Source organism: Legionella parisiensis (genome assembly GCF_001467945.1).
GTDB classification, from domain to species: domain Bacteria; phylum Pseudomonadota; class Gammaproteobacteria; order Legionellales; family Legionellaceae; genus Legionella; species Legionella parisiensis.
The window spans coordinates 303,052-325,471 of record NZ_LNYQ01000012.1 but is presented as its reverse complement, the minus strand read 5'-3'; the positions used below and the strand labels follow the sequence as shown (position 1 = coordinate 325,471).

The window sequence follows — 22,420 nt, the reverse complement described above, 5'->3', positions numbered from 1 at the left end:
AATAAATATGAACTGTAATATCATAGGCGCAGGCCGATTAGGTAAAAATATCGCATTGGCCTTGTCTAAAGCTCACCTCATCTCATCCTTATCCATTTGTAATCGCAGTTTGGAAAGCGCACAAAAGGCGAGTCAGGAGATTGGCTCTGGTCAAGTAATTGACAAAATTGAGCACTTACCTGAAGCGGAAGTAATCTGGATATGCTGTAATGATGATGCCATTCACAATGCAATAGAAATACTTGCACAAAGTAATGTGGTAAAGCCAGGCAATTTTATTATTCACTGTAGTGGGGTATTGAGTTCTGCAGTATTGGCTCCATTAAAAAAGCAAGGCTGTTTGGTCGCGAGTTTTCATCCTTTAAAAGCATTTAAAGCAAATTACCTGGAGCCCACTGCATTTTACCAAGTTGATTGTGTTTTAGAGGGTGACTCTGAAGTATGCGCGTGGCTAAAAAGCGCGTTCAAGCAGTTAGGATCTCATCTCATTACCATTAAACCTGAGGCAAAAACAGCATATCATGCTGCAGCATGTATGGCTTCGAATTACTTAATTACCTTGGCATCCTGTAGTGAAGAATTATTTCTTAAAGCAGGTATCGATGCACAGAAAAGCCGGCGGATGATGGTCAATTTAATGCAAGGTAATTTAAATAACTTACAACAAACAGCCCGTATTGCTGAATCACTCACAGGGCCCTTAGTAAGAGGTGATGTGCAAACTATTGCCTTGCATTTAGATTCGATAGAAAATCCAGAGATCAAGCGTTTCTATCAAAGTGCAGCCTTAAGTACGCTACCTCTAACGCACTTATCTGAAGAAATAAAGCAAAAAGTTAAAGACTTATGTAGCTCAAGCAACAGTACATTTTAACTCATCATATTTACGAGGTGACCTGAGAAGATAGACCGGACTCATTTGCAGGAGAGTCCACCTCTGTTCGTATTTTTTGTATTTTCTCCCTGGCTTCAGTCGTATGTTCACCAGTGTCCATTGGTGGATGGGTCTGTAAGCTTGTAACCCCAGATCCAGATTTTTTAGATGAGCGAGTCTCTACCCAAGTCCCCCCCGGATTACCTATTTCTTGTTTTTCAATTCCATACATTGGATTATACACTTGATCAGAAGACGACGGCTCAACTACAACAGGCCCTATCCCTTCCCTTACTTCTTCTACTTGTATATTGGGATCATATTCTTTCATCGCATTATTTACTCTTTCCTGTGCATGTGAACTACTTCTGTAATTGATATACATTGGAAGAGTCACCAAAATAAGTCCTATTGGGAATGTAATAACATTTAAAAAAATTCCCACTTTTCCAAGGAATTTTCCCAGTCCCTTAGGCTCCCACGACTCCTCCATTTGTTTGGTCAGTTCTTTATGCGCTTGCATATTACCGGCTTCACTTTGACTTAGGTGGCCCAGCGAAGACTCCTCTGCGATATTCCGATTCATATTAGAAAAGAAAATTTTAACTTTCTTATACCAAGGTAAACTATCATCTATCTTTTTTCTGGCATTTACTTTGGCAGATGCTCCCTGATCTACATCGCTCACTAGAGAAACACCAGATTGCAGGTATTGATCGTATTGTTCATCCAACTGCTGTTTTAAGCTTGGAGCCTGCTCTAATACTTTCTCAGGAGTGTCAGCCTGAGCAAGCGCATCAATGATTTTAAAAATATGGCTAGGAGGGTGAGCCGCTTCATGATCCAAGATCGCAACACGACCATTAATCGCTTGCGCACGTTCATTTCCACTCTTACATCCTGAAATTGAGGCTTCTTCGATAAAGACAGATAATGCCTGGATAAGCTTGCTGTATTCATGTTGATGGTGTAGGTCATTAGCCATCATGGTTTTTAATGCTGCTTTCGCCCGTTCAACAGGGTCTTCTTTTTCTTTGACCTCCTCAGGCCTCTTCCATGCTCCTTTAATTTCCTGGATCAGTTTAATGGCTTTTTTGCCTTCCTCTGATTTAGAAAAGAAAAGATCATCATCCGTGTGTGCAGGGGCCTTCTTTAAAAACTCTTTGTAATTATCAAATACCGCTTTAACCTTCTCCATTTGGGTATCATTTTCACCCACGAGATTGTACAACATCGCCATTTCTGACATTAAAGTGGCTTCTGTTCTTAGATCATTTCCCCCATATCCTAAGCTATCACCAAATCCATTTACTGAGATGTTTTGTACAAGACATAATGGATTAGCAGAATAGTTTGCTTCTGGTATGTGTTGTTTTGGTTCTCCATGCCTGCTTTTTTCTATCTGCGTTTTATTATACAAGTGGGCCCCGCTCAATATGATGCGTGCCCCTTCTGATTGTTTATTGCCATTGCGATCACCTAGTCCATCATTAATCGCAGTATGCAAATTATAGGTAAATGCCTTAATAGCCGGTTTGTCTTTATCAATCTTTTTGCCGGTGACAACCTCGTCTATTTTATATTTTGTTGCAAGAGAAGACAGCTTAACACTGACATCGTTAATTGCAGCTTTCTTACTAATATCTTCTTTCACATCCAAAGAAGGTGTTCTGATTTGTAAGCGCGAAGGCACATAGTCACGATCGAGCGCTATAGTGACAATTTGCCTATCGGCAAGCGTATCGATACCGCGTTCATGGGCGGTATTGTTAGTACCAGCAATCCAGGTAGCTTGTTGTAATGACCCATCCGTATGGAGTATGTCATTAGCCGTAGCGGTTGTTGCCTCAGCAAGATGCTTGACTTTTACTTTTTCGAAATCTTTCCTGGAAAGGCGTTTACCCGTTACCTTAACCACTTCCTCCATAAGGATGCTATGTGCTTCTGCAAAAATTTGCTTACGCGCCTTATCTAATTCTTTAATGAGCCTAACTTCATCCAGCGTTTGTCCATCTTTTTTAGCCGCTTGGAAAGCCTTTTTAAACTCTGCTTGAATTAATGGCTGTAGCCGGATCATCGCGTTTTGATGGGCCTGAGCCATTTGCTTTTCGAGTTTTGCTCTCTCTTTAACAATTTCTTCTTTTAATGGAGCTGAGTGTCTCTTGATTATGTCCTTTTTGACTTCCTTTCTTCTTAAGAACTCTTTGTAGTCTTCATTATACTTCGCTAGGAATTGTTCTCTGAACTCCCTGATATTGAAACTACTTCCTTGCTCATTTCTTGCGATATCTTTCTCAAGCTCAAATTTTTGATTAAGCGAGTATTCGATTTTACTTGTATCGAAATCAGCTTTCTTCGCTTTAAGTTCCGCTTTGAGTTCTTTTTCAACTAACTTTTTGCGTGGCTCTAATTGTTTTTTAAATAGTTCCTCAAACACCTTTCCATAGGTACGGGAAGCAAGTGCCAAGTGAAAATGATATTCTTGTTGGAGCGGGATAATATTGCTTTGGATTTTTGATAACGGACGTATGCTTCCTGCACCTAACCCATACTGATGCATGTACTTTAATTTCAGTGCCTTGAGTTCTGGATCTTGAGTTACATCAAGGCTAACGGTAGTTACCTTAGAGGGGCTAAACTGTTCATCTAGTGGAAAACCTTTTTTAAAAAGTACCTCAGCGTCTTTTGGTAATGCAACATCAATTAATACGCGTCCCTGAGGATCAAAAAGTAAAGCATTTGGATTTGCCAGAGCGTTTTCTTTCGCTTTTTGAATAAGTTGGGCAATGTAGGCTCTACGTGCTTCAAGTTGCTCTTTATTAAGCATGACAAACCTCTCACTCTAGCTAGATACTTAAATTTTAGCACATAAAATATTATATAAACCTTACGTGTTTTGCTTATTAATCAAATGGCAAGGATAAATTAAATGTGAACTTGTGGTTTGGAGAAAAATTCCAGATTTCACCGTACATAACCATCCTTAAAACAAAAGCTTAATATCCTAAAGCTCAGCCTCTTTGCGGAAATTTTGCTGTTTGGTCTGTTTTTTTGCCTTTCTTTTCTCTTTCCAAGTTTGCAACATCACAAAAAATGCAGGAACAAATACCACGGCAAGGCACGTTGAAGCCAGCATCCCACTGCATACGGCAATCCCAATCGAGCGTCGTGCATTAGCACCAGCACCTGTGGCGAATACTAAGGGCATAACCCCCAGAATAAAAGCGAATGAGGTCATTAAAATAGGACGAAAACGTGTTTTAGCGCCAATTACTGCCGCCTCCATGATTGATTTGTTATGCAGTTCGTGTTGTTCTCGCGCCACCTCAACAATCAAAATAGCATTCTTCGCTGCTAACGCAATAAGCAGCAGAATTCCGATTTGGGTATACATGTTATTGGAAAGGCCCAGAGCCGATAAAACCAATACTGTTCCAATTAAAGCTAAGGGCACGCTTAACAAAATCGCAGCAGGAGCTATCCAGTTTTCATATTGACCTGCCAAAATCAGATACACTAAGATGAGTGAGAGGATAAAAATATAATAACTCATGTTTCCTGCAATTTTTTCCTGATAGGCGGTACTGGTCCACTCATAAGAGATACCTGCAGGCAAAACTTCTTTTGCGAGCCGCTCCATAACTGCCATGGCTTGGCCTGAGCTGTAACCTGGTGCAGCCGAACCATAAATATTGCTGGACGGGTATAAATTGTAAAGTGAAATAATGGAGGGCCCAACTGTAGGCGACATATCAGTAAGTGTTCCCAAGGGCACCATTTCTCCTGATTTGTTTCTTACATAATAATTACGGACATCACCAACCGTCATGCGCGATTCGGCATCTGCCTGCACATAGACCTGAAACACCTGGCCGAACTTTGAAAAAAGATTCACATAGGATGAGCCAAGATATGTTTGTAACGTATTCGATGCATCACCCACAGAAACACCTAAAGCTTCTGCTTTGATTCGATTTATTGGGGCAGCAAGCTGTGGCACCGAAGCACGAAACGAAGTCATCAGGCGTTGCAATTCGGGCTGCTGGCTTGCATAACGAATCAACTGATCTGTAGCCGTTTGCAATTTTTGATAATCAAATGAGCCGTCTTGCAATTCCAGTTGCATTTGAAAACCACCAGACATACCCAAACCTTGAATTGGCGGGGGGATCATAACCAATATTTTAGCACCTAAGGTTTTTTCTGCGACCGCACTAAGCTGCTTATACATCGCCAGCAAATCTTCTTTTTTACCCCGCACACTCCAATCTTTAAATACCACATAAAGAACACCACCATTGGCAAGGCTCGCGTTAGTATCCAAAAGAGAGATCCCGGCAATACTGATCACATTATTTACACCACCAATTTTAGATACTTGCGCGCTTAAATCGTGTAAAACAGCTTCCGTGCGTCCTAAACTCGCTCCATCAGGCAATTGCACGTTCATCATTGCATATCCCTGATCTTCAAGAGGAATGAACCCAGTAGGAATACGTGTTAAACCTAAAATCGCTAAAATGACTAAGGCAATACCAATGATGCACACGGTTTTGTTTTTATGGACGAGCCTATCAATGAATCGGAGATAGAAATTTTCTACAGGATAGTAATACCTATCAAATAAACGAAAAACGGCATTTTTCTTTTTTTGCGGGTCAACGGGCTTAAGCCACAAGGCGCATTGAGTAGGCTTCAAGGTCATCGCATTGATGGCACTAATAAAAGCAGTTGCTGCAATAACTAGCGCAAATTGCGCATACATAGCGCCGGTTAAGCCTGGCATAAAGCCTGCAGGAACGAATACCGCCATCAATACAAGCGTAATACCAATAATGGGACCCATTAATTCAGCCATAGCATTAATTGACGATTGTTTAGGTGGAGTGCCCCGCTCGATATGTTGGGTTACACCCTCAACAATCACAATCGCGTCATCTACTACAATACCAATTGCTAAAACAAGTGCAAATAAAGTTAACAAGTTAATGGAATAACCTAATAAAAGCATCGCAAAGAACGCACCAATGATGGTCACTGGTACTGTAGTAGTGGGTACCAAGGTAGCCCGATAGTTTTGTAAGAAAAGGAGAATAACAATCAAAACCAGAATACCCGCCTCATACAAAGTGTGATATACCTCATTCACGGAAGCTTTCACGAAAACGGTTGTGTCAAATGGAATAGAATATTGCATGCCTGGAGGAAATTTCTTTGCCATTTTCTCGACTGCTTTTCGTACCTCGGCTGCAACTTGCAGGGCATTGGCATTGGGAAGTTGGTAAATACCAATAGCAGCGGCCTGTTTATTATTCAGTCTTGCAAGCTGGTTATAACTGCTAGAGCCTAACTCAACACGACCTACATCACGAATACGGACAATTTGCGCACTTTGTGTCGTACTGGTTTCTTTAGCACTTTGATTAGGATTCTGGGCTATTGTTTTCACAATAATGTTTTCAAATTGATCTACGTCAGCAAGTTGCCCCGGTACATTTACCGTAAATTGATATGCTTGCTTCCCAGAAGTTGGCGGTGCACCAACCTGTCCGGAAGAAACCTCTTGGTTTTGATTACTAATGGCCTGCAGAACATCACTGGGATTAAGGGAATAAGCCAACATTTTTTTAGGGTCCAGCCAAACACGCATCGCATAAGTACCGGTGCCAAAAATAAGCACATTACCTACGCCAGGCAAACGCGACAATTCATCTTGCATGTTAATTGCCGCATAATTATCAAGAAACAGTCCATCAAATTCATTATTTTTGGACGTTAGCGTAATAAATTGCAGAATCGCAGTAGATTTTTGCTGTACCACCACGCCTTGCTTTTGTACTGAATCGGGCAACTGCGCCATTGCAGCTTGTACCCTGTTTTGTACTAGTACCTGCGCAAAATTAAGATCCGTTCCAATAGCAAATGTAACAATCAAAGTATAAGTACCATTATTTGTACTGGTGGACTGCATATACAGCATGTTTTCCACCCCATTTACCTGCTGTTCAATAGGCAAAGCTACGGTTTTAATGAGAGTTTTGGCGTCGGCACCAGGATATGTAGTAGTGACCTGAATGGTTGGTGGAACAATAGCAGGATATTGAGAAACTGGTAGTACCATTATAGCCACCATCCCCAGCAACACGATGAGGAGCGCAATAACATTTGCCAGTATAGGCCGCTCAATAAAAAATTTAGAAATCATTCTGCTGTCTTCTCACATTTTGTAACGATCACCAAAACAATACACCTGGTCCATCTGGATTAATGTTTGGCTTTCCCATTATTTTTAGATTTACTATTCCCATTATCTTTTGTTTGCGCCTGTTCATACGGCTCAACCTTATTACCGGGAGTTGCGAATTGCAGGCCATCAATGATTACTTTGTCCTCGGCGGAAAGTCCCGTGACCACAGCACGCATCCCGTTCTCTGCACTACCTAGTGTTACCCGTTTTGTCGCCACAACATTGTCATTCTCAACAGTCAATACATAAGAACCGACTTGATCATAAAGGATCGCTGTATCAGGCACCGTTAATTGCTTTTTGGGTTTGGAGATTGCGACCCGTACCTGCACAAAAAGACCTGGTACAAAAATGTACTCTTTATTTTCTAATACAGCGCGCAGCTCCATAGTGCCAGTAGATGCATTAAGGCCTGTATTAACAAAATCAAGCGTTGCTTTGTACTTTACCGAAGGATCGTTTTGCAGGCTCACCTCTATAGGGACTTGTTTAATATCTTGGGGTTTAAATCCACGCGCACGAGCAGCTGCCCGTAATTTGAGTAAATCGAGCTCATTTAAATTAAAGTAAACATAGATGGGGTTGATTTGCTCTATGGTAGCTAAATTTGTTGCTTCACCATGACCTACAAGGTTACCAACATCAACTAAATGCCGGCCGATTCGGCCATCAAAAGGGGCCGAAATATGCGTGTAGCTGTAGTTAATTGCTGCATTGACTTCTTCTGCTTCGGCTTTATCAACTCCTGCGGCAATCTCCAGTGTTTTGGCATACCATTTTTCAACTTCATTTAATGAAGTAGCACGTTGTTTGTACATTTGCTGTTGACGTGCATATTCGGCTTTGTTGTAGACAAGGGATGCCTTTTCTGCAGTAACTGTCGCTTTGGCAGCTCTTAGTTTTTCAAAATAAGGCTCAGGCTGTATAACAAACAGCTCCTTGCCTTTTTTAACAAAAGTTCCATCAACAAACTCGATTGAATCAAGATAGCCTTCGACACGTGCAACCAGATTTACAGAGTTGTAAGCGACGGTATTCCCTGTTTGAGTAACATAATCAGCCATTTCTGCAAGTTTTGGTTTTTGCACAACAACCTTGGGTGCGGGGATGGCTGGCGGGCTGCTTTTGCCAAAAATATGTGAAATCAGATAAATGAGAAGTAAGATAGCAACCGCTATCCCTGCAATTTTGACTGATTTTGAATCTCTATTAAAGTTCATACCCAATACCATTTTATTTAATTTTTCCGAAATTTCCTTGCTTTACTTAGGATCATTACCATTAAGTTAAGTCCATACAAAAAATTGTCATCTCCGCGTAGGCGGGATCCAACTCTAATCAAACATCAAAGCCAATCCAGGGACAAATTTCGACCTACGCGGGAGTGGACAAAGTTCCTTAGCTTAGTGTGTCCAGCCCATCTCCTAACATGAGAGAGTTTTTTTTCTTTTACCATTTTGGTAAATAAAGCTCTTTAAATCGCGCTTTCTTAGTACGCGGCGGCTCATGATTTTGCTGTTTGAGCAAAGTTCCCCAGTTTGTACGTGCTGCCATTTCAGCTTTTATTAAGGGCGGCACAACATCATGAGTACCACGTATTTCCCAGCCCCCACCTAGTGCTCGATAAAGGGAGACTAATGCGAGTGGAATATTCGCTTGAGCGTTAACCAATGCAGTCTGGACGCTCAATTGTTGCTGCTCGGCATTCAGTACAGGAGTAAAATCAACTTCTCCATTAATATAACGGACAATTGCCAGTTTTAGTGTTTTGATGGCTGCATTATTTGCTTTGATTAATGCACGCTCCGCTTTTTTTGCCTCGATATAGGCGCTAATACCATTTTGCACTTCTTGCTGTGCTTTGAGAACCAAATTAATGTAGTTTAACAAGCTCTGCTGAAATGCAGCATCTTGTGCCCGTACTGCGTTCGTAATTTGGCCGTAGTTTAGTATTGGCCAAGTCAAAGCCGGGCCTGCAGTTATTGACCGATTAGACCATTGAAATAAATCTGAAAGGGAATTTTGGCCAATATTGTTTGATGAAAAAACAAATGTACCGTTTAATGCGAGAGAGGGAAAAAGATTTGCTTTTGTTGCGCCAATTTTCGCGGATTGGGCCATCGCCTCTAAACGGGCTTGATGAATATCCGGCCGTCGCGCCAAACTTTCCACAGGGATTCCCACTGCTACAGTTGAAGGTGCTTTAGGGATTCCTTTGCTTTTCTTGAGCTCTCCATCCACTCCATTGGGCATTGTACCCAATAAAAGAGCTAATGCATTTTTTTGCTGCTCCAAGCTATTTTCCAGTGGCGGAAGAGATGCTTCTGTTTGCGAAAGCTCCGTCTGTGCTTGTTCCACATCCATGAGGTTTGTTTCACCTGCATTATATCGAGCCTTGGCTATTTTTAACCCCTCTCTTTGCACAACAATGTTGGCTTTGGTTACTTTGATTTGCGCCTCAAAGGTTCGAACTTGGATGTAGGTGCTGGCAACGTCCGCAGTCAGGGTAACCAGGGCGTTATCATAAGCAGCAAGAGAAGATAAAAACGTCGCATCATTGGCTTGAATTGCTCTTCGATATTTTCCCCAAAAATCAATTTCCCAATTTGCTGCAAAACCTAAAGATAGTGTTTGGAACGATGAGGGTAGAATTGACTGAAGTTCACTACCACCCAGTTGAACATAGGTGTAATTACCCGTCACTGCTTGTTGTTGCGGATATAACATACCTACCGATTGAGCCAGGAGAGCACGAGTTTGCAGTACCCTTACTCCTGCGATCTGAAGTGTCAAATTATTATAATAACCTTCGTAAATTAATGAAGTCAGAACAGGATCATGAAAAACCTCCCACCACCTAGTCGTTTTAAATGGCGCTTCTTTTACTGAGGCATCTTTTTTTGGCCAATGTGTTACGACTGGTTTTAGCGGCTCTTTATAATTAGGACCGACCATACAGGCGCAAAGAAATAGGTAGGCAATGAAGGTAAAAATTTTTAACATAGGCGCTAAGAATTCCCTATCTAAACTATTTTCCGTTAATGGAAATGGCATTAGCTTCTTACTTCAAAGCACTTTATCACTACTATGAATTATTTGATAGATCATTAGATTAAATACTGTAGTTTTAAGGATCGTAGCCCTTTATTGGGTAGCGCGGCCACCTTATTAATCTGGTAATAATGAACAGTATCTACTTCCCCACATTGAGTGTAACTAGCTGCTTCTGATATGAAAACTTCTCTAGTTCATAGAATATTTTCTTCGACTCTTTGATTCAGCAAAAAACCGTACAATTTAGTATATAATTAACCCCATAAGCTAAATTTTTAATTTATTTGAAAAATAATATGGCTAAAATAATCATAATGACGCACGCTCCGCAAAAGACTTTAGGAGACCCAAGCTCAGCAGCGAAATTACAAAGGCTTCTGCAGGAACAATTTAAACAACTAGGACAAGAGATCGATGTTAAAGTAATTGTTGATACCGGTTCCACAGAAGATGAAGAGGCTGTTAAAAATTTATTTCACGGGGAAATGAGCTATGAATTAATAAAAAAATTTAATACCCCTGAAGGAAAAAAGAGTTTAGAACAAAATATTAGTGATGCGGATCTCATCATTCTCTATCCGACACCTCATTTCCTTAATTTAAATACGGCAACATTAATCTCAGACATAATGGCAAGATCAAAAAAAAGTGGGGTTATTTCACTGGTAGAGTATGACTACGATATTCTTCATCAACATAATAGCAAAGGTTTTGTCAATACAGTAGCGGGATCTATGTATGTGAGTACTGGCATTGGAGAAAAATGTTTAGGAATTTTCATTAATCACCCCCTCCCTTCCCAAGAAAATTTATTTCAGCGACTCCATCTGACTGATCTGGCAAAATTGCCCCGTGATCTTAATCAAAATGAAGGTCTGTATTTTGGCTATTTTAATAAAATTGGCTGCTCCAAAACAGGGGCAAATCCTGCACACTTTATAGCTTTTGCGGCCCATAATAGCCCTGGAAAACAAGTGGATGTGGTTATCCCTCTCTTGCCTGGAGGGAATGATATTGATGTGGAAAATAAAATAGATGCACTACTTGAAAAAAACTTTATGGATGACATAAAAGATTTTAATAAAGTAGTTATTACATACTCTCACGCCGGCACTACTCGCTATTTTGTTTATCAAAAAAATGAAACTCAATTGGTTGCAAAAGAAATTAATGAAGTAGAATATGAAACTCAAAAAAACGACTCGGATAAAGTAATTCGAGTTTTCAATCCTTTTCCTCTACACCCACAATCCGTACAAGCATTAATGGAAGCATCAGAATCCGTGAATCTTTTGACGGGCGATCAAAGCCTTTCAGAGGCATTATCTTTAGCAAAAATTCCGTTTTATCAAGCCATGCCCTGGAAGAAAAAACTCTATGACTCACTAACATCTTTTACTCAAAGCTACCCCACCCTTCACGAATGGCTCACTAAAAATGCGAGTCAAACCATCTCGCCCAAAGAACTGGCTGAGTTTTATTCAATTAATAAGTCGAAAATGCAAGTAGAGATCCAATCACTACGAGCCGAGCTCATTCTGAAGAAAAACTTGGCGATTAATATTATTGACTACATTAATTCTTTAATAGGAATGAGTTTACTTGAACGATATCAATACTTTATTCAAAATCTCATAAACGATTTTGATTTTTATACACAAAGTGAAGGGCGGCAGAAAGAAAAATTCCTGAGTCATAAGGCATTATGTAGTCATATCGAATTTTATCTCAAAAGTGCAGATACTGACGATGAAAGAAACGCAATGATAGAATGCCTTATTAACAACATACATGAAATTTTTGATTTGGAAGTATATGATGTCATGCCTTTTTTTTACGAAATTCATAAACAATATCCATCTCTAAATATTCAATTACCTGCCCCAATTATACTTAACAGTTTACAAAAAACGACTTCACAGGAAGTTGGTATTGTTCTTATAAATCGAAAAGAAGAAGATATTACAATCGAAGCACACCCCATAAACGATTACCTAAATTCCTTATCATGGATAGATACAAACATATTAACATCGGAAGAAAAAAAAGAGGCTCTTGATGTCATGTTAAGTCTAAGTGCTTTTTTTTATGAGGAAAAACCACGTAAAGATATGTTAATACCTTTACTGCAAATAATGGAAAATGAATCTGATGAGTACATATTGCAGCAAGGATTAAAAATATTGTTCACTATCCCCACCTATGAAATATCTGGGGAGGTTTTTGAGTTTACTGCGGAAGAACCTAGTGTTTTTTTTCAACTGAAAGAGCAAGAACGAACAGAGGTGCTTAGCAGAATACTGAATAACCCCCAAGCGAAAGAAATTTTGTTAGAAGAGTTATTCAAAGCGGAAAACCCACCGTGTATCGATGCGCTTAATAAAGAACCAATAAATACGTTGGTTTTACGTGCATTGTTTTTTGAGAAAGCAACTTCCGATAATTCTCATTCTTTTTTTAAACCCCAATCAAAAGAGAATGAGTTAAAAGAGAGTTTGCTCATCCAACTTTTAGAAACCACAGATCAAAGCATGCAAAAAGCCATTCAAAATCAGTTGCTAGCCATATCAGCAGAAAATACGGGTATGCATGTACCCAATTACTTAAGTGCCGTTCTCAGTAAAAAAATTGAAAACGTGATGTGACCTACAATGGAACAAAACATACGCTGAAATCAACCTCAGAAAGCAGGCTGCTCCGATTCAATATTGTGGTACATATCCCTGAGAGTTGGTTGGCTCCATATTGAATACAAACATTCTAATGGCTAAAAATTCATCTGGATTATCCTCCAATACCTGATAAAAACAATCCTCTAATCTATTTGGTTTATTACTATTAAAAAAAGTTAAACTTATAGAGTTGGAGAGCAGATAATTTGTTGTTTCTTTGAACCAATTAAAATAGCTTTTATCTTGATTACTGATCTTTTCTTTAAAAAGCTCGATATTGAATGACGGAACATGCTTAATTTCCTCTAATAAACCCGATTGGGCAATTCGAGGTAATTTAATTTTCTTAATAAAATTACAGCAGATTAATCTCATGTACTCATTAAATACCTGCTCCTTGTTCTCCTTCATGTTTTTTAAATATCTTTCTTTTTTATCTTTAGGAAGTACCCAGAAAATCTTTTCTAATTCGTCGTGATCTCGTGTAATGCCAACCAGCCTACACTCCATTTTATTTAGATACTCTGCTTTATTTTCCCCCTCAATCACGCTTAATAACATCATGAAATGGGTGATATCAGCAACGAATTTAATGAGTTCGGGCCACATTGCCTCTAAATAAGCCTTTTGATGTTCTTCTGAAAGAAGATTTAAAATGTGAAAGCAGCATAAAAGGTCCGTTGACAGTTCAATTAGTTTATTTTTCACATTATTGAAATAGATACCTCTTTGTTGTAGAGGGAGCGCACTGGCTATTTCTTGTATGGCGGAAATGCTTATCGAAAGAGAGAGCAATTCTTTATGAATATTATTCCACACAATTATTCTTTTGCTTGGTTGAAGGCTCATAAAATCTTCATCATTGAATTTCATATAGTTCAATACTCTTTTGCCTAAACCTTGAAGAAATGCATTCGCTCTTTCTTCATTAAGAAAATCTATAAGCGCTATAAATTCATCAGAATTAAGTCGCTTAGTGAATCGATGAGCCATTATTCGAGTTAAAATAAAAATTTGCTCTTCATTTAGCCCAATAAGAACCTCCGCTAAGCCATTGAGGTTCCCAATGGATGCAGCGATTGTTTTCTTAAATCGTTTACAGAGTTTTGAAATACTTCTCAGATCAAGATCTTTGAGTAAGATTAAAACATCCTGAGAATTTTGAATCGAATTTTTATCTATCTCCATTACTTGAGACGAGGAGAGTGGAAGAATCTCCCTGCCATCATATGCTACTCTCTTATCGAGGGCATCCTCTAATGATTTCTTATACAGATCAAAGTCTTCCTTATAAGTCACCAATAAGGAATCTATTTTTGTCTTATCCAAGCAAATAGAAGTTAGCTCTCCTTTATCGTCTGCAAGTGCTCTCGTCAAAAACTCTGCAAGTGATTCAACACAGCTATCTCTCCAACTCGGGTTCAGTATAGCCTCGGTTAGAGCACTATTTAATTTACGATTTCCTCTGGCTTTTTTTTGTTGCTCCACCGAAAGTGTTTTCCAATAGTTGCGAAACTGCTCTAAAGCAAGGTATGCCTTGATACCAGCAAAGCCATTTTCTCCTCCGTGAACAAGAGCATGCTCTCCCCCTCCTCGTAAACCCTCGATTAAAAACTCTATGGCACTATAAAGTGATGAGGACTTCTTAGAAAAAAAACGAAACCGCGAATACGATTTCATAAGCACATCTGTAATCTCTGAATGATGGGTAAGTCGCTCTATATCCTTTTGCGAAAGACGTTTTCCTGTGAAAGGATTAATTAAAATCTTCTCTACAAGTTCCTCTGATGTAGATATATCTATATGCTTTAGTAAGGATATGGGAATAAGCCAATCTTCATTATGATCAGTAGTAATAATAATATAAAATTTTATTATGTCGGTTAGGGCTAATTTTCTTACGTCGACATAGCTGTTTATTTCAATATAGTTATACTGACTATCTGAGGAACAGTTCACGAAAGGCATCAAGTACAATAAAGCAGGGACAGCAGAATTGGGGGATAAAAGTTGTGACTGCTCCGCTAAATAATTCGCCACTTCACAACAAATTTTTGTCATCGGAGAATTAGGTGTTGAAGTATAACTTAGATAGGTTTTTTTAATGTTCTGCCAGCGTGTGGCAAGAAATTGTTTAAGTTTTTCCCTATTATTTAAACAACTCAGTAATTCTGGTAATTGCTTGATAGCATCGTTTACTTGAATTCTCTCATAGAGATTTGCCGGCGTAGACTCTTGCGCTTTTTGATACTCATTATTGATTAGCCATCTTAACCTTTTCTTTTTCTCAAAGCGATGAAACCTGCGTATTGCTTGTTTTGATTGCATAAAAATAGCGTATAATCTTTTTTTTTGTTTATACACAAGAACTTAATTATTGTCTACATTTGCAAATAGGAAACTTGTAAATCAATTATTGGTTTTATATCTCTAAAATAATCACCTATGATTTTTTAATTAAAATCAATTTATGTTGAAACACGAAGGTGGACCGAATGTACTTTTGCCCGATGAGAATACGCAATTTGTTATTGCCAAACAACAAGGTTGCGATCAGCTACTATCGGTTATTCCTTATATAAAACTGCCGACAGCAAACATGAGCATTTACTAAGCTACGTATCTCAGCGTTTGCGCGATGGGGTACTTTTAGCTTACAAGTTTTGATTTTTTGTAAAAATAAACAGTATGTATTTAGCGATCTGAATCAAAATCAAGACCAGGATTAAATCATGCTCAGTTCCCCCTTTTTTCTCCTGGGCGACAAGATATGATTACAAATAAATCATGTAGATTATTTTTTGATCTTAATAAAGTATTAATAATGTTCTTGTATACTTTTAGCTCTTTTATTAGGGATACCCTGATATAAAACCAATATCTACTAATTAGCAACGAGGCATATATTCATGAGAAGTCCAATAGAATCATCTCAAAAAGTTACTGTCGATAAGATAAAAATTTGTAATGAGCAAATTTTCCAATTTGTTACAAAATATAGGTACTTAGATATCGAAGATTGGGAAGCGCGCAATTCTTCCAGTGGTCATAAATTTCAAATCGTTTCGCCACTCTTCGATTCCGCAGAACAGCTTCACGCTATTTTGAAACAATATGGGTATGACAATCATCCTAATTATAAAATATGTGAGAGTCGTGAACCTGGCAAGTATCGAATCGTTATTACAAACTTATTAGATATATCGTCCCACTTTAATCCAATAGCACAAAAACTTAACGAATATGGTTACTTGGGATGTCATGGATGGGAAAGTAGACAAAGCACCGGTCAGATGGTATCAGGCCTTTTTGATTCTCCAGAAGAGCCTCAAGAAATCTTAAAAAAACATAGTGAATTCATAAGTCTTAAACACTATAAAGTGGTTGAAAGCAATCAAGAGCCAGGAAAGTATCGAATATGTATTTCCAATGATAAAACAAATCAGGAAGATCCTTGGTCTTTCCTGCTACAAGATATGAGCGTATATCATCAACAAGACATGGCCGAAACCGTAAAATGGATGCATGAATCCGGGCTGACGGTGTTGAATTTTATAACGCAAATGGGTTACCAAGAGATATGTTCTTTCAGAACTCAAATGCACTTTAAAAATAAGGACCTAACTAAACCAGGTCACTGGGTCTTTGATGAAAAAAATCTATGTTTGGTCAACTCTGGCCCATCGGTAAAATATGATAATGATGAAGGTGCAGCGTATAAACAAAATATAGTGTTTTCCATTCAATTTGGAATTGAGCGTCTCCAATTTCCTCAATCTTTAAAGAAGCTGGTTGATTTCATTAAAATCGAAAATTATAAACACTGTTCGTATTATTACATTCCTCTACAAGCGATTAAGACCGATCTAAAATTATTCATAGATTCTACAGTTTCAGGTTTGGATAGAATTCTTGGCCACTTAAATAATCAGATTAAGCACAAAAAACTGGAACTTAATTTTTTTAGTGAGCGGTTTACTCTCGATCAACATCTTATCTTAGCTGGATGTTTTAAGTTTTATCAGCAAGTAATGACAAGCTCATTTAGTCCAGCAGATGCCGGACGGATCATTGAAATTCTCTTGAAAGACAACAAAACTCAAGAGGAAGAAGAGTGGTTAAATCATAAGATACCATCTGAGATATACGATAATTTATTGAGAGGCAATGAAATTCTTACTCGCCTTAAATTAGACACTGTGGATGGTGGAAATTTAAAAAATGGTATGCCTATAACAACAGCGGATATCCATCAATTTATGAAATTATCTTTTTCTTTAACTGAACTTTATTGCCAAAAAAAGATATTCAGTGATCTGAAAAAAGGCTTTGGGCAACAGGAAATCGAAAAACCTTCTATTTCGATCTCATCTCACCCTAATTCTCTTTTTTCTGGAGAAAGTAAAAACAATTCACGCGAAGAAAGTATCGAACGCAAAGGCAACATACCGTCACCTATTTAAAAGAAAAGGTTTTGTGCTTAGCCGTTTTTAATGGCTAAGCAGCATTCATTTTTTAAAATGATCACTATACCAGATCGTGAGTCCACATACGGGTATGCGATTATTCTGAGGTAATGACTTGCAATTGAGTCACATTTTGTAAACCACGTGGCAATCGATTGCCTCGACGCCCACGCTCACCTTTATAATGCTCCAGATCACTTCCTTTCAAAGTAAAATGCCGTTTGCCAGCATGTACTGTGAGTGAATCATCTGCGGAAAGCACTTGTAAATCAATCACATATTCTTCACGCGATACTGCTTTAGCAGCAGGGATACTGATTAATTTATTCCCTTTCCCTCGCGATAATTCGGGTACTTCCTTGGCAGAAAAAATGAGTAATCGACCAATGCTGGTAACGCAGGCAACAAACAGCTCATCATGCTTAGGAACTATGCGAGGCGGCAAAATATAACTGGATTCAGGTAGCTTAATGCAGGCTTTGCCATTACGATTTTTTACGTAAAGATCGCCAATCTTAGCGATAAAACCATATCCGGCATCACAAGCTAATAACACCTTTTGTTCGGCTTCGCCTCCAACCACTGCTTCGAATAAAGCCCCCTCGGCCGGATTTAGCTTACCTGTTAAAGGTTCTCCTTGGCCTCGTGCTGAGGGTAAAACATGGCCTGGCAAGGAATAAACTTTGCCTTCACTATCAAAAAAGAGGATTTGTTGGTTTGAGCGCGCCATGGCTTGCGCTTTAAATTCATCGCCTGCTTTATAACTTAACTCACTACCGATTACATCATGGCCTTTAGCTGCTCTTACCCAACCTTTTTTGGAGAGAACCACAGTAATTGGTTCATTGGGTAAAATATCCTCCTCTTTTAATGCTTGTGATTCTTGTCGAACAATAATTGGCGAACGACGCACATCACCAAACTCATCCCTGTCTTTAATAATTTCGTCTTTAACTAAGGCTTTTAGTCGTTGCTCTGAGGCTAAAATGTTTTGTAAACTATCGCGTTCAGCGCAAAGATCATCCAGCTCTCCACGTATCTTTATCTCTTCCAGTTTTGCCAAATGACGCAACTTCATTTCTAAAATAGCTTCAGCTTGACGGTCGCTGAGATTAAAACGGGCCATTAATCCTTGCTTGGGCTGTTCATGTTCGCGAATGATAGCAATGACCTCATCGATGTTCAGATAAGCAATCAGTAACCCTTCAAGCACATGAATGCGATCTAGAACTTTTGCCAACCGATACTCCAGGCGTCGCCTTACTACAGTTAAGCGATAAGATAACCATTCCGTTAGGATATCCAATAAATTTTTTACCCTAGGTCTGCCATCAAGTCCTATCATATTGAAGTTAACACGATAACTTCGTTCCAAATCTGTGGTTGCAAATAAATGAGACATCAAACCTTCTGCATCAACTCGGTTTGAACGTGGAATAATCACCAATCGTGTGGGGTGCTCATGATCGGATTCATCCCGTAAATCCTCTACCATTGGCAACTTTTTCTGTTGCATCTGGAGCGCGATTTGTTCTATTACTTTAGCTCCAGATACCTGATAAGGCAGAGCAGTAATTACTATATTTTGCTTTTCCTGACTATAAACCGCCCGCATTTTAATCGAACCATTACCTGTTTCATACATACTGGCAATTGCTTCAGGCGGAGTAATTATTTCCGCTTCGGTCGGAAAATCAGGTCCCTTAACGTACTGAGTAATGGCTGCTAAATCTGCTTGGGGGTTATCCAATAAATGCACACACGCATTTGCCACTTCGGTTAAGTTATGCGGCAAGATATCTGAAGCCATACCTACGGCAATACCTGTTGCGCCATTTAATAAGATATTAGGTAAGCGTGCTGGCAGTAATGCAGGTTCTTGTAATGTCCCATCAAAATTGTCAACCCAATCCACGGTACCTTGTAATAATTCTGAAAGTAATACTTCCGCATAGGGTGATAATCGAGCTTCCGTATAACGCATGGCTGCAAAGGATTTAGGATCATCAGGAGATCCCCAGTTTCCTTGACCATCAACAAAAGGATAGCGGTAAGAAAATGGCTGCGCCATTAATACCATGGCTTCATAACACGCACTGTCCCCATGAGGATGGAATTTACCCAGCACATCCCCAACCGTACGTGCTGATTTTTTGTATTTGGCGGTCGCTTTCAAACCCAACTCAGACATGGCATAAATAATGCGCCGCTGAACTGGTTTTAATCCATCCGCTATATGGGGTAAGGCTCTATCTAAAATGACATACATTGAGTAATCAAGGTAAGCCTTTTCCGTAAATTCAGTTAATGCTTTTCGCTCTGTTGCTTCATTCATCGTTTTTTTATTCATGAAATTAATAATTACTATTTAACCATTGGGATGCTCTATTGCAAAGCAATTTTAACAGAGTCCTTATGATGTCATATAGAGGAACAGCATATAAACTGTGAATAACTTTGTATATCTCTTCATGATAATTACCATATTCAACGTAACAAATTGAAAAATATATGATTTTTAAAATCAATCTATTTTAAATTATTTTTTCTCTGTGGATAACTTTGTGTATTATTATCGAATAAAAATGCTAAGTTATTGTAAATAACCTAAAATCTATAAGCCTTTTCACACCATTTCCCATTGCAATCAATTTACATTAAAAAGAATGATATATAATTAAATAGAGTAAAGCTGATTGAATGGTATGTTATGGATTACAGTAAAAAGCAAAGCCAAGATTCACCATTTGCTAATACCGACTCTCGATTTAGTAAGAGTTTGCTTTATTTTATTTTTATACCTGCACTTGCGCTCGTATTCATTATTAGCATCTTCTCTTATCGCCAAGTAAATAAACTAGTTGAGGCGAATAGTTGGGTAACCCATACTTATCAAGTCATTCATTCTACAGATCAAATTCTATATTCGATACTCAACATCAATTCTCTGCAAAGAGGTTATCTTATTTCCGGTGATGATCAGTTCATCGCAAATCTTGATAAAGCAAAAGCAAACTTTAAAGAAACTTTTGATACATTAATTGCTTTAACAAAAGATAACCCATCCCAAGCAGAGCGAGTGACACGCATTATTAATTTAACAAATGAACGGCTTGGCCAATTAAATCAAACAATTCAATTAAAAATGAATAACAAACTCAATACCCAGGAAGGAATGGATTTTTTCCGGCGAGAAGTAAGCCTCTCAAATCAAATTAAAGATTTAGGTCAAGAAATAAAATCTGTGGAGTTAGTGCTATTAAACGGAAGAAATGACGCCGCATTAAGTGATGCAAGATTGGCAAACTCCATTATTATTAGCGGGAATATTATTAGTATATGCGGTTTAATATTAGTATTTTTTTTAGCGAATAAAGAACTCTCTCGAAGTCAAAAAGCAGAACGAGATAGGAAAAGTGTTGAGACTCGTTTAAGAAGTATTTTAGAAAGCGCAACAGATATGATAGCTGCTGTTGATAATAATTACTGTTATATTATTTTTAATGAAGCATATCAGCGTGAGTTTAAACGTTTATTTGGTAAATCTATAGCTATAGGCATGAGTTTAGATACTGTCTTTTCTGATGTTGGCTCCAAAAATAAATTGCTTGAGATGTGGAAAAAATCTCTGAATGGTGGTGAATTTGTAAAAAATATTGAATTTGAGCTAGAGAATAAGCGTAACGTCTATGAAATCACCTCCAGCTTAATTATTAATGAGGATAATGAAATTAATGGGGCGGTACACATTATCCGTAATATTACAAAACAAATTGAGGAACAAATAGAACTTAAAGATTCTTACGAAAAACTCAATGCAGGAATCCAAGCACTGCAAGATAAAAATGAGCAAATCACCCTTCTTGTTGAAATGAGTGACATTATGCTTGCCTGTAGTTCCCAGGATGAATTAAGTCATGTTATGAGCAAATACTGCCAACGTATGCTTCATTTTGCGAGTGGTTATTTATACGTCATGCATCCATCAAAAAACTATCTTGAAATTGCCACCACTTGGGGTTTGCCCAATCATCAGTCTACCACTTTTCCGCCTGATCAATGTTGGGCGATCCGCTTAGGCAGGATTCATCACGTACGCCCCACTCATAACGAATTAATTTGCCAACATGTGAAAGCAGACGATGAACATCAGATAGCCTATCTTTGTGTACCCTTAATGGCTCAGAATGATATTTACGGTTTATTGTATCTAGAAATCAAACAAGAAACACAAGTTGAATTTTCGGAAAATCAACGGCTGTTAATTACTGCATTCTCTGAATTAACAGCGCTGGCTTTTGCAAACGTGCGCTTAAGAGAAAATTTACGTTATCAATCGATGCGTGATCCTTTAACTGGCCTATACAATCGACGTTATTTGGAAGATTTTCTTCTCAAACAAGTTCATCAATCAGAACGAACTAAAACTCCGCTTTCCATATTAATGTTAGATTTGGATCACTTTAAAAAAATAAATGATACTTATGGTCATGATGCAGGTGATGCAGCGTTAAAAGAACTGGGCAAAGTATTACAAGATGATATTCGCGTGGGCGATATTGCTGCTCGCTATGGTGGTGAAGAATTTATCGTTGTCTTTTATGGCACCGATGCGAAAACAATAAAAACACGTGCTGAAAGCATTCGCCATGCCGTCTCTCGACTCCAAATAAAATATGGAGCACAGCACGTCGGCCCCATCACCATTTCTATTGGCATATCCGTATACCCACTTCATGGCCGAACTCCTACGGAATTAATCGAATCAGCTGATAAAGCGTTATATTTTGCAAAAGCGAATGGAAGAAATCAGGTGGCTCTCTATTCAGATATAGAAAATAAAAAACACCTATGAAATGGGCAAAAGAATGAATATTAAGTCGCAAATGAAATAATACCAAAAACTTTATTTCTCTCTATTCATGGTTCCCATTGTTACATGCATAATAATGGGTATTTAATCCCTCTAAAAAGATCACTACGTGAGTTAATGCGAACTATATCGTATGTAAAAGCCGCCTCTGCTATAGCCTTACTGTAATTAGAATTATGGAGCCCTAAATGTCCACTAATAAAACACTTTGCTTTGCCAATTAATAGTTTCTTA

10 protein-coding genes are annotated in these 22,420 nt (G+C 38.5%); 4 read left to right on the top strand and 6 right to left on the bottom strand.

What is annotated here, in order from left to right; genetic code table 11:
- Window positions 1-7 precede the first annotated feature (7 nt).
- A complete protein-coding gene (locus tag Lpar_RS04110) occupies window positions 8-874 on the top strand; it encodes a Rossmann-like and DUF2520 domain-containing protein (protein ID WP_058516716.1) in 867 nt (288 codons plus the stop codon).
- A 10-nt stretch (window positions 875-884) separates the two neighbouring features.
- Here the strand turns inward: Lpar_RS04110 and Lpar_RS04105 are convergent, their stop codons facing one another.
- The 4 genes from Lpar_RS04105 to Lpar_RS04090 all read right to left on the bottom strand — a co-directional run bounded on the left by Lpar_RS04105 (window position 885) and on the right by Lpar_RS04090 (window position 10,124).
- The gene (locus Lpar_RS04105) at window positions 885-3,701 is read right to left on the bottom strand and encodes a hypothetical protein (RefSeq protein ID WP_058516715.1); all 2,817 of its coding nucleotides are present in this window, start codon (window positions 3,699-3,701) and stop codon (window positions 885-887) included.
- A 177-nt stretch (window positions 3,702-3,878) separates the two neighbouring features.
- On the bottom strand, window positions 3,879-7,079 hold the full coding sequence (locus Lpar_RS04100) for an efflux RND transporter permease subunit (RefSeq protein WP_058516714.1): 3,201 nt from the start codon (window positions 7,077-7,079) through the stop codon (window positions 3,879-3,881).
- Window positions 7,080-7,138: 59 nt separating this feature from the next.
- Window positions 7,139-8,341 carry an efflux RND transporter periplasmic adaptor subunit gene (locus tag Lpar_RS04095; protein WP_237759340.1) on the bottom strand — a complete coding sequence of 401 codons (1,203 nt, stop codon included), beginning with the start codon at window positions 8,339-8,341 and terminating at the stop codon, window positions 7,139-7,141.
- Between the two features lie 229 nt (window positions 8,342-8,570).
- Window positions 8,571-10,124, bottom strand: a complete 1,554-nt coding sequence (locus Lpar_RS04090; protein WP_058517072.1) for an efflux transporter outer membrane subunit — start codon at window positions 10,122-10,124, stop codon at window positions 8,571-8,573.
- 347 nt (window positions 10,125-10,471) lie between these two features.
- Between Lpar_RS04090 and Lpar_RS04085 the strand changes: the two genes are divergently transcribed.
- Window positions 10,472-12,820 (top strand): hypothetical protein, encoded by a 2,349-nt coding sequence (locus Lpar_RS04085; RefSeq protein WP_058516712.1) that lies wholly within the window; start codon window positions 10,472-10,474, stop codon window positions 12,818-12,820.
- 57 nt (window positions 12,821-12,877) lie between these two features.
- Here Lpar_RS04085 and Lpar_RS04080 read toward each other — a convergent pair whose 3' ends face one another.
- Window positions 12,878-15,175, bottom strand: a complete 2,298-nt coding sequence (locus Lpar_RS04080; protein WP_058516711.1) for a hypothetical protein — start codon at window positions 15,173-15,175, stop codon at window positions 12,878-12,880.
- Window positions 15,176-15,756: 581 nt separating this feature from the next.
- On the opposite strand from Lpar_RS04080, the gene Lpar_RS04075 reads away from it, so the two are divergent.
- Window positions 15,757-17,310: a hypothetical protein gene (locus Lpar_RS04075; RefSeq protein ID WP_058516710.1), complete on the top strand. Its 1,554-nt coding sequence runs from the start codon at window positions 15,757-15,759 to the stop codon at window positions 17,308-17,310.
- Window positions 17,311-17,410: 100 nt separating this feature from the next.
- Here the strand turns inward: Lpar_RS04075 and parC are convergent, their stop codons facing one another.
- Window positions 17,411-19,663 carry a DNA topoisomerase IV subunit A gene (gene parC, locus Lpar_RS04070; protein ID WP_058516709.1) on the bottom strand — a complete coding sequence of 751 codons (2,253 nt, stop codon included), beginning with the start codon at window positions 19,661-19,663 and terminating at the stop codon, window positions 17,411-17,413.
- A 360-nt stretch (window positions 19,664-20,023) separates the two neighbouring features.
- Between parC and Lpar_RS04065 the strand changes: the two genes are divergently transcribed.
- Window positions 20,024-22,168: a diguanylate cyclase gene (locus Lpar_RS04065; protein ID WP_058516708.1), complete on the top strand. Its 2,145-nt coding sequence runs from the start codon at window positions 20,024-20,026 to the stop codon at window positions 22,166-22,168.
- Window positions 22,169-22,420: the final 252 nt, after the last annotated feature.

Bases quoted from the DNA above. Each gene is read 5' to 3' on its own strand.
- Lpar_RS04110 (WP_058516716.1), top strand. From the start codon at position 8: ATGAACTGTAATATCATAGGCGCAGGCCGATTAGGTAAAAATATCGCA.
- Lpar_RS04105 (WP_058516715.1), bottom strand. From the start codon at position 3,701: ATGCTTAATAAAGAGCAACTTGAAGCACGTAGAGCCTACATTGCCCAA.
- Lpar_RS04100 (WP_058516714.1), bottom strand. From the start codon at position 7,079: ATGATTTCTAAATTTTTTATTGAGCGGCCTATACTGGCAAATGTTATT.
- Lpar_RS04095 (WP_237759340.1), bottom strand. From the start codon at position 8,341: ATGAACTTTAATAGAGATTCAAAATCAGTCAAAATTGCAGGGATAGCG.
- Lpar_RS04090 (WP_058517072.1), bottom strand. From the start codon at position 10,124: ATGTTAAAAATTTTTACCTTCATTGCCTACCTATTTCTTTGCGCCTGT.
- Lpar_RS04085 (WP_058516712.1), top strand. From the start codon at position 10,472: ATGGCTAAAATAATCATAATGACGCACGCTCCGCAAAAGACTTTAGGA.
- Lpar_RS04080 (WP_058516711.1), bottom strand. From the start codon at position 15,175: ATGCAATCAAAACAAGCAATACGCAGGTTTCATCGCTTTGAGAAAAAG.
- Lpar_RS04075 (WP_058516710.1), top strand. From the start codon at position 15,757: ATGAGAAGTCCAATAGAATCATCTCAAAAAGTTACTGTCGATAAGATA.
- parC (WP_058516709.1), bottom strand. From the start codon at position 19,663: ATGAATAAAAAAACGATGAATGAAGCAACAGAGCGAAAAGCATTAACT.
- Lpar_RS04065 (WP_058516708.1), top strand. From the start codon at position 20,024: ATGGATTACAGTAAAAAGCAAAGCCAAGATTCACCATTTGCTAATACC.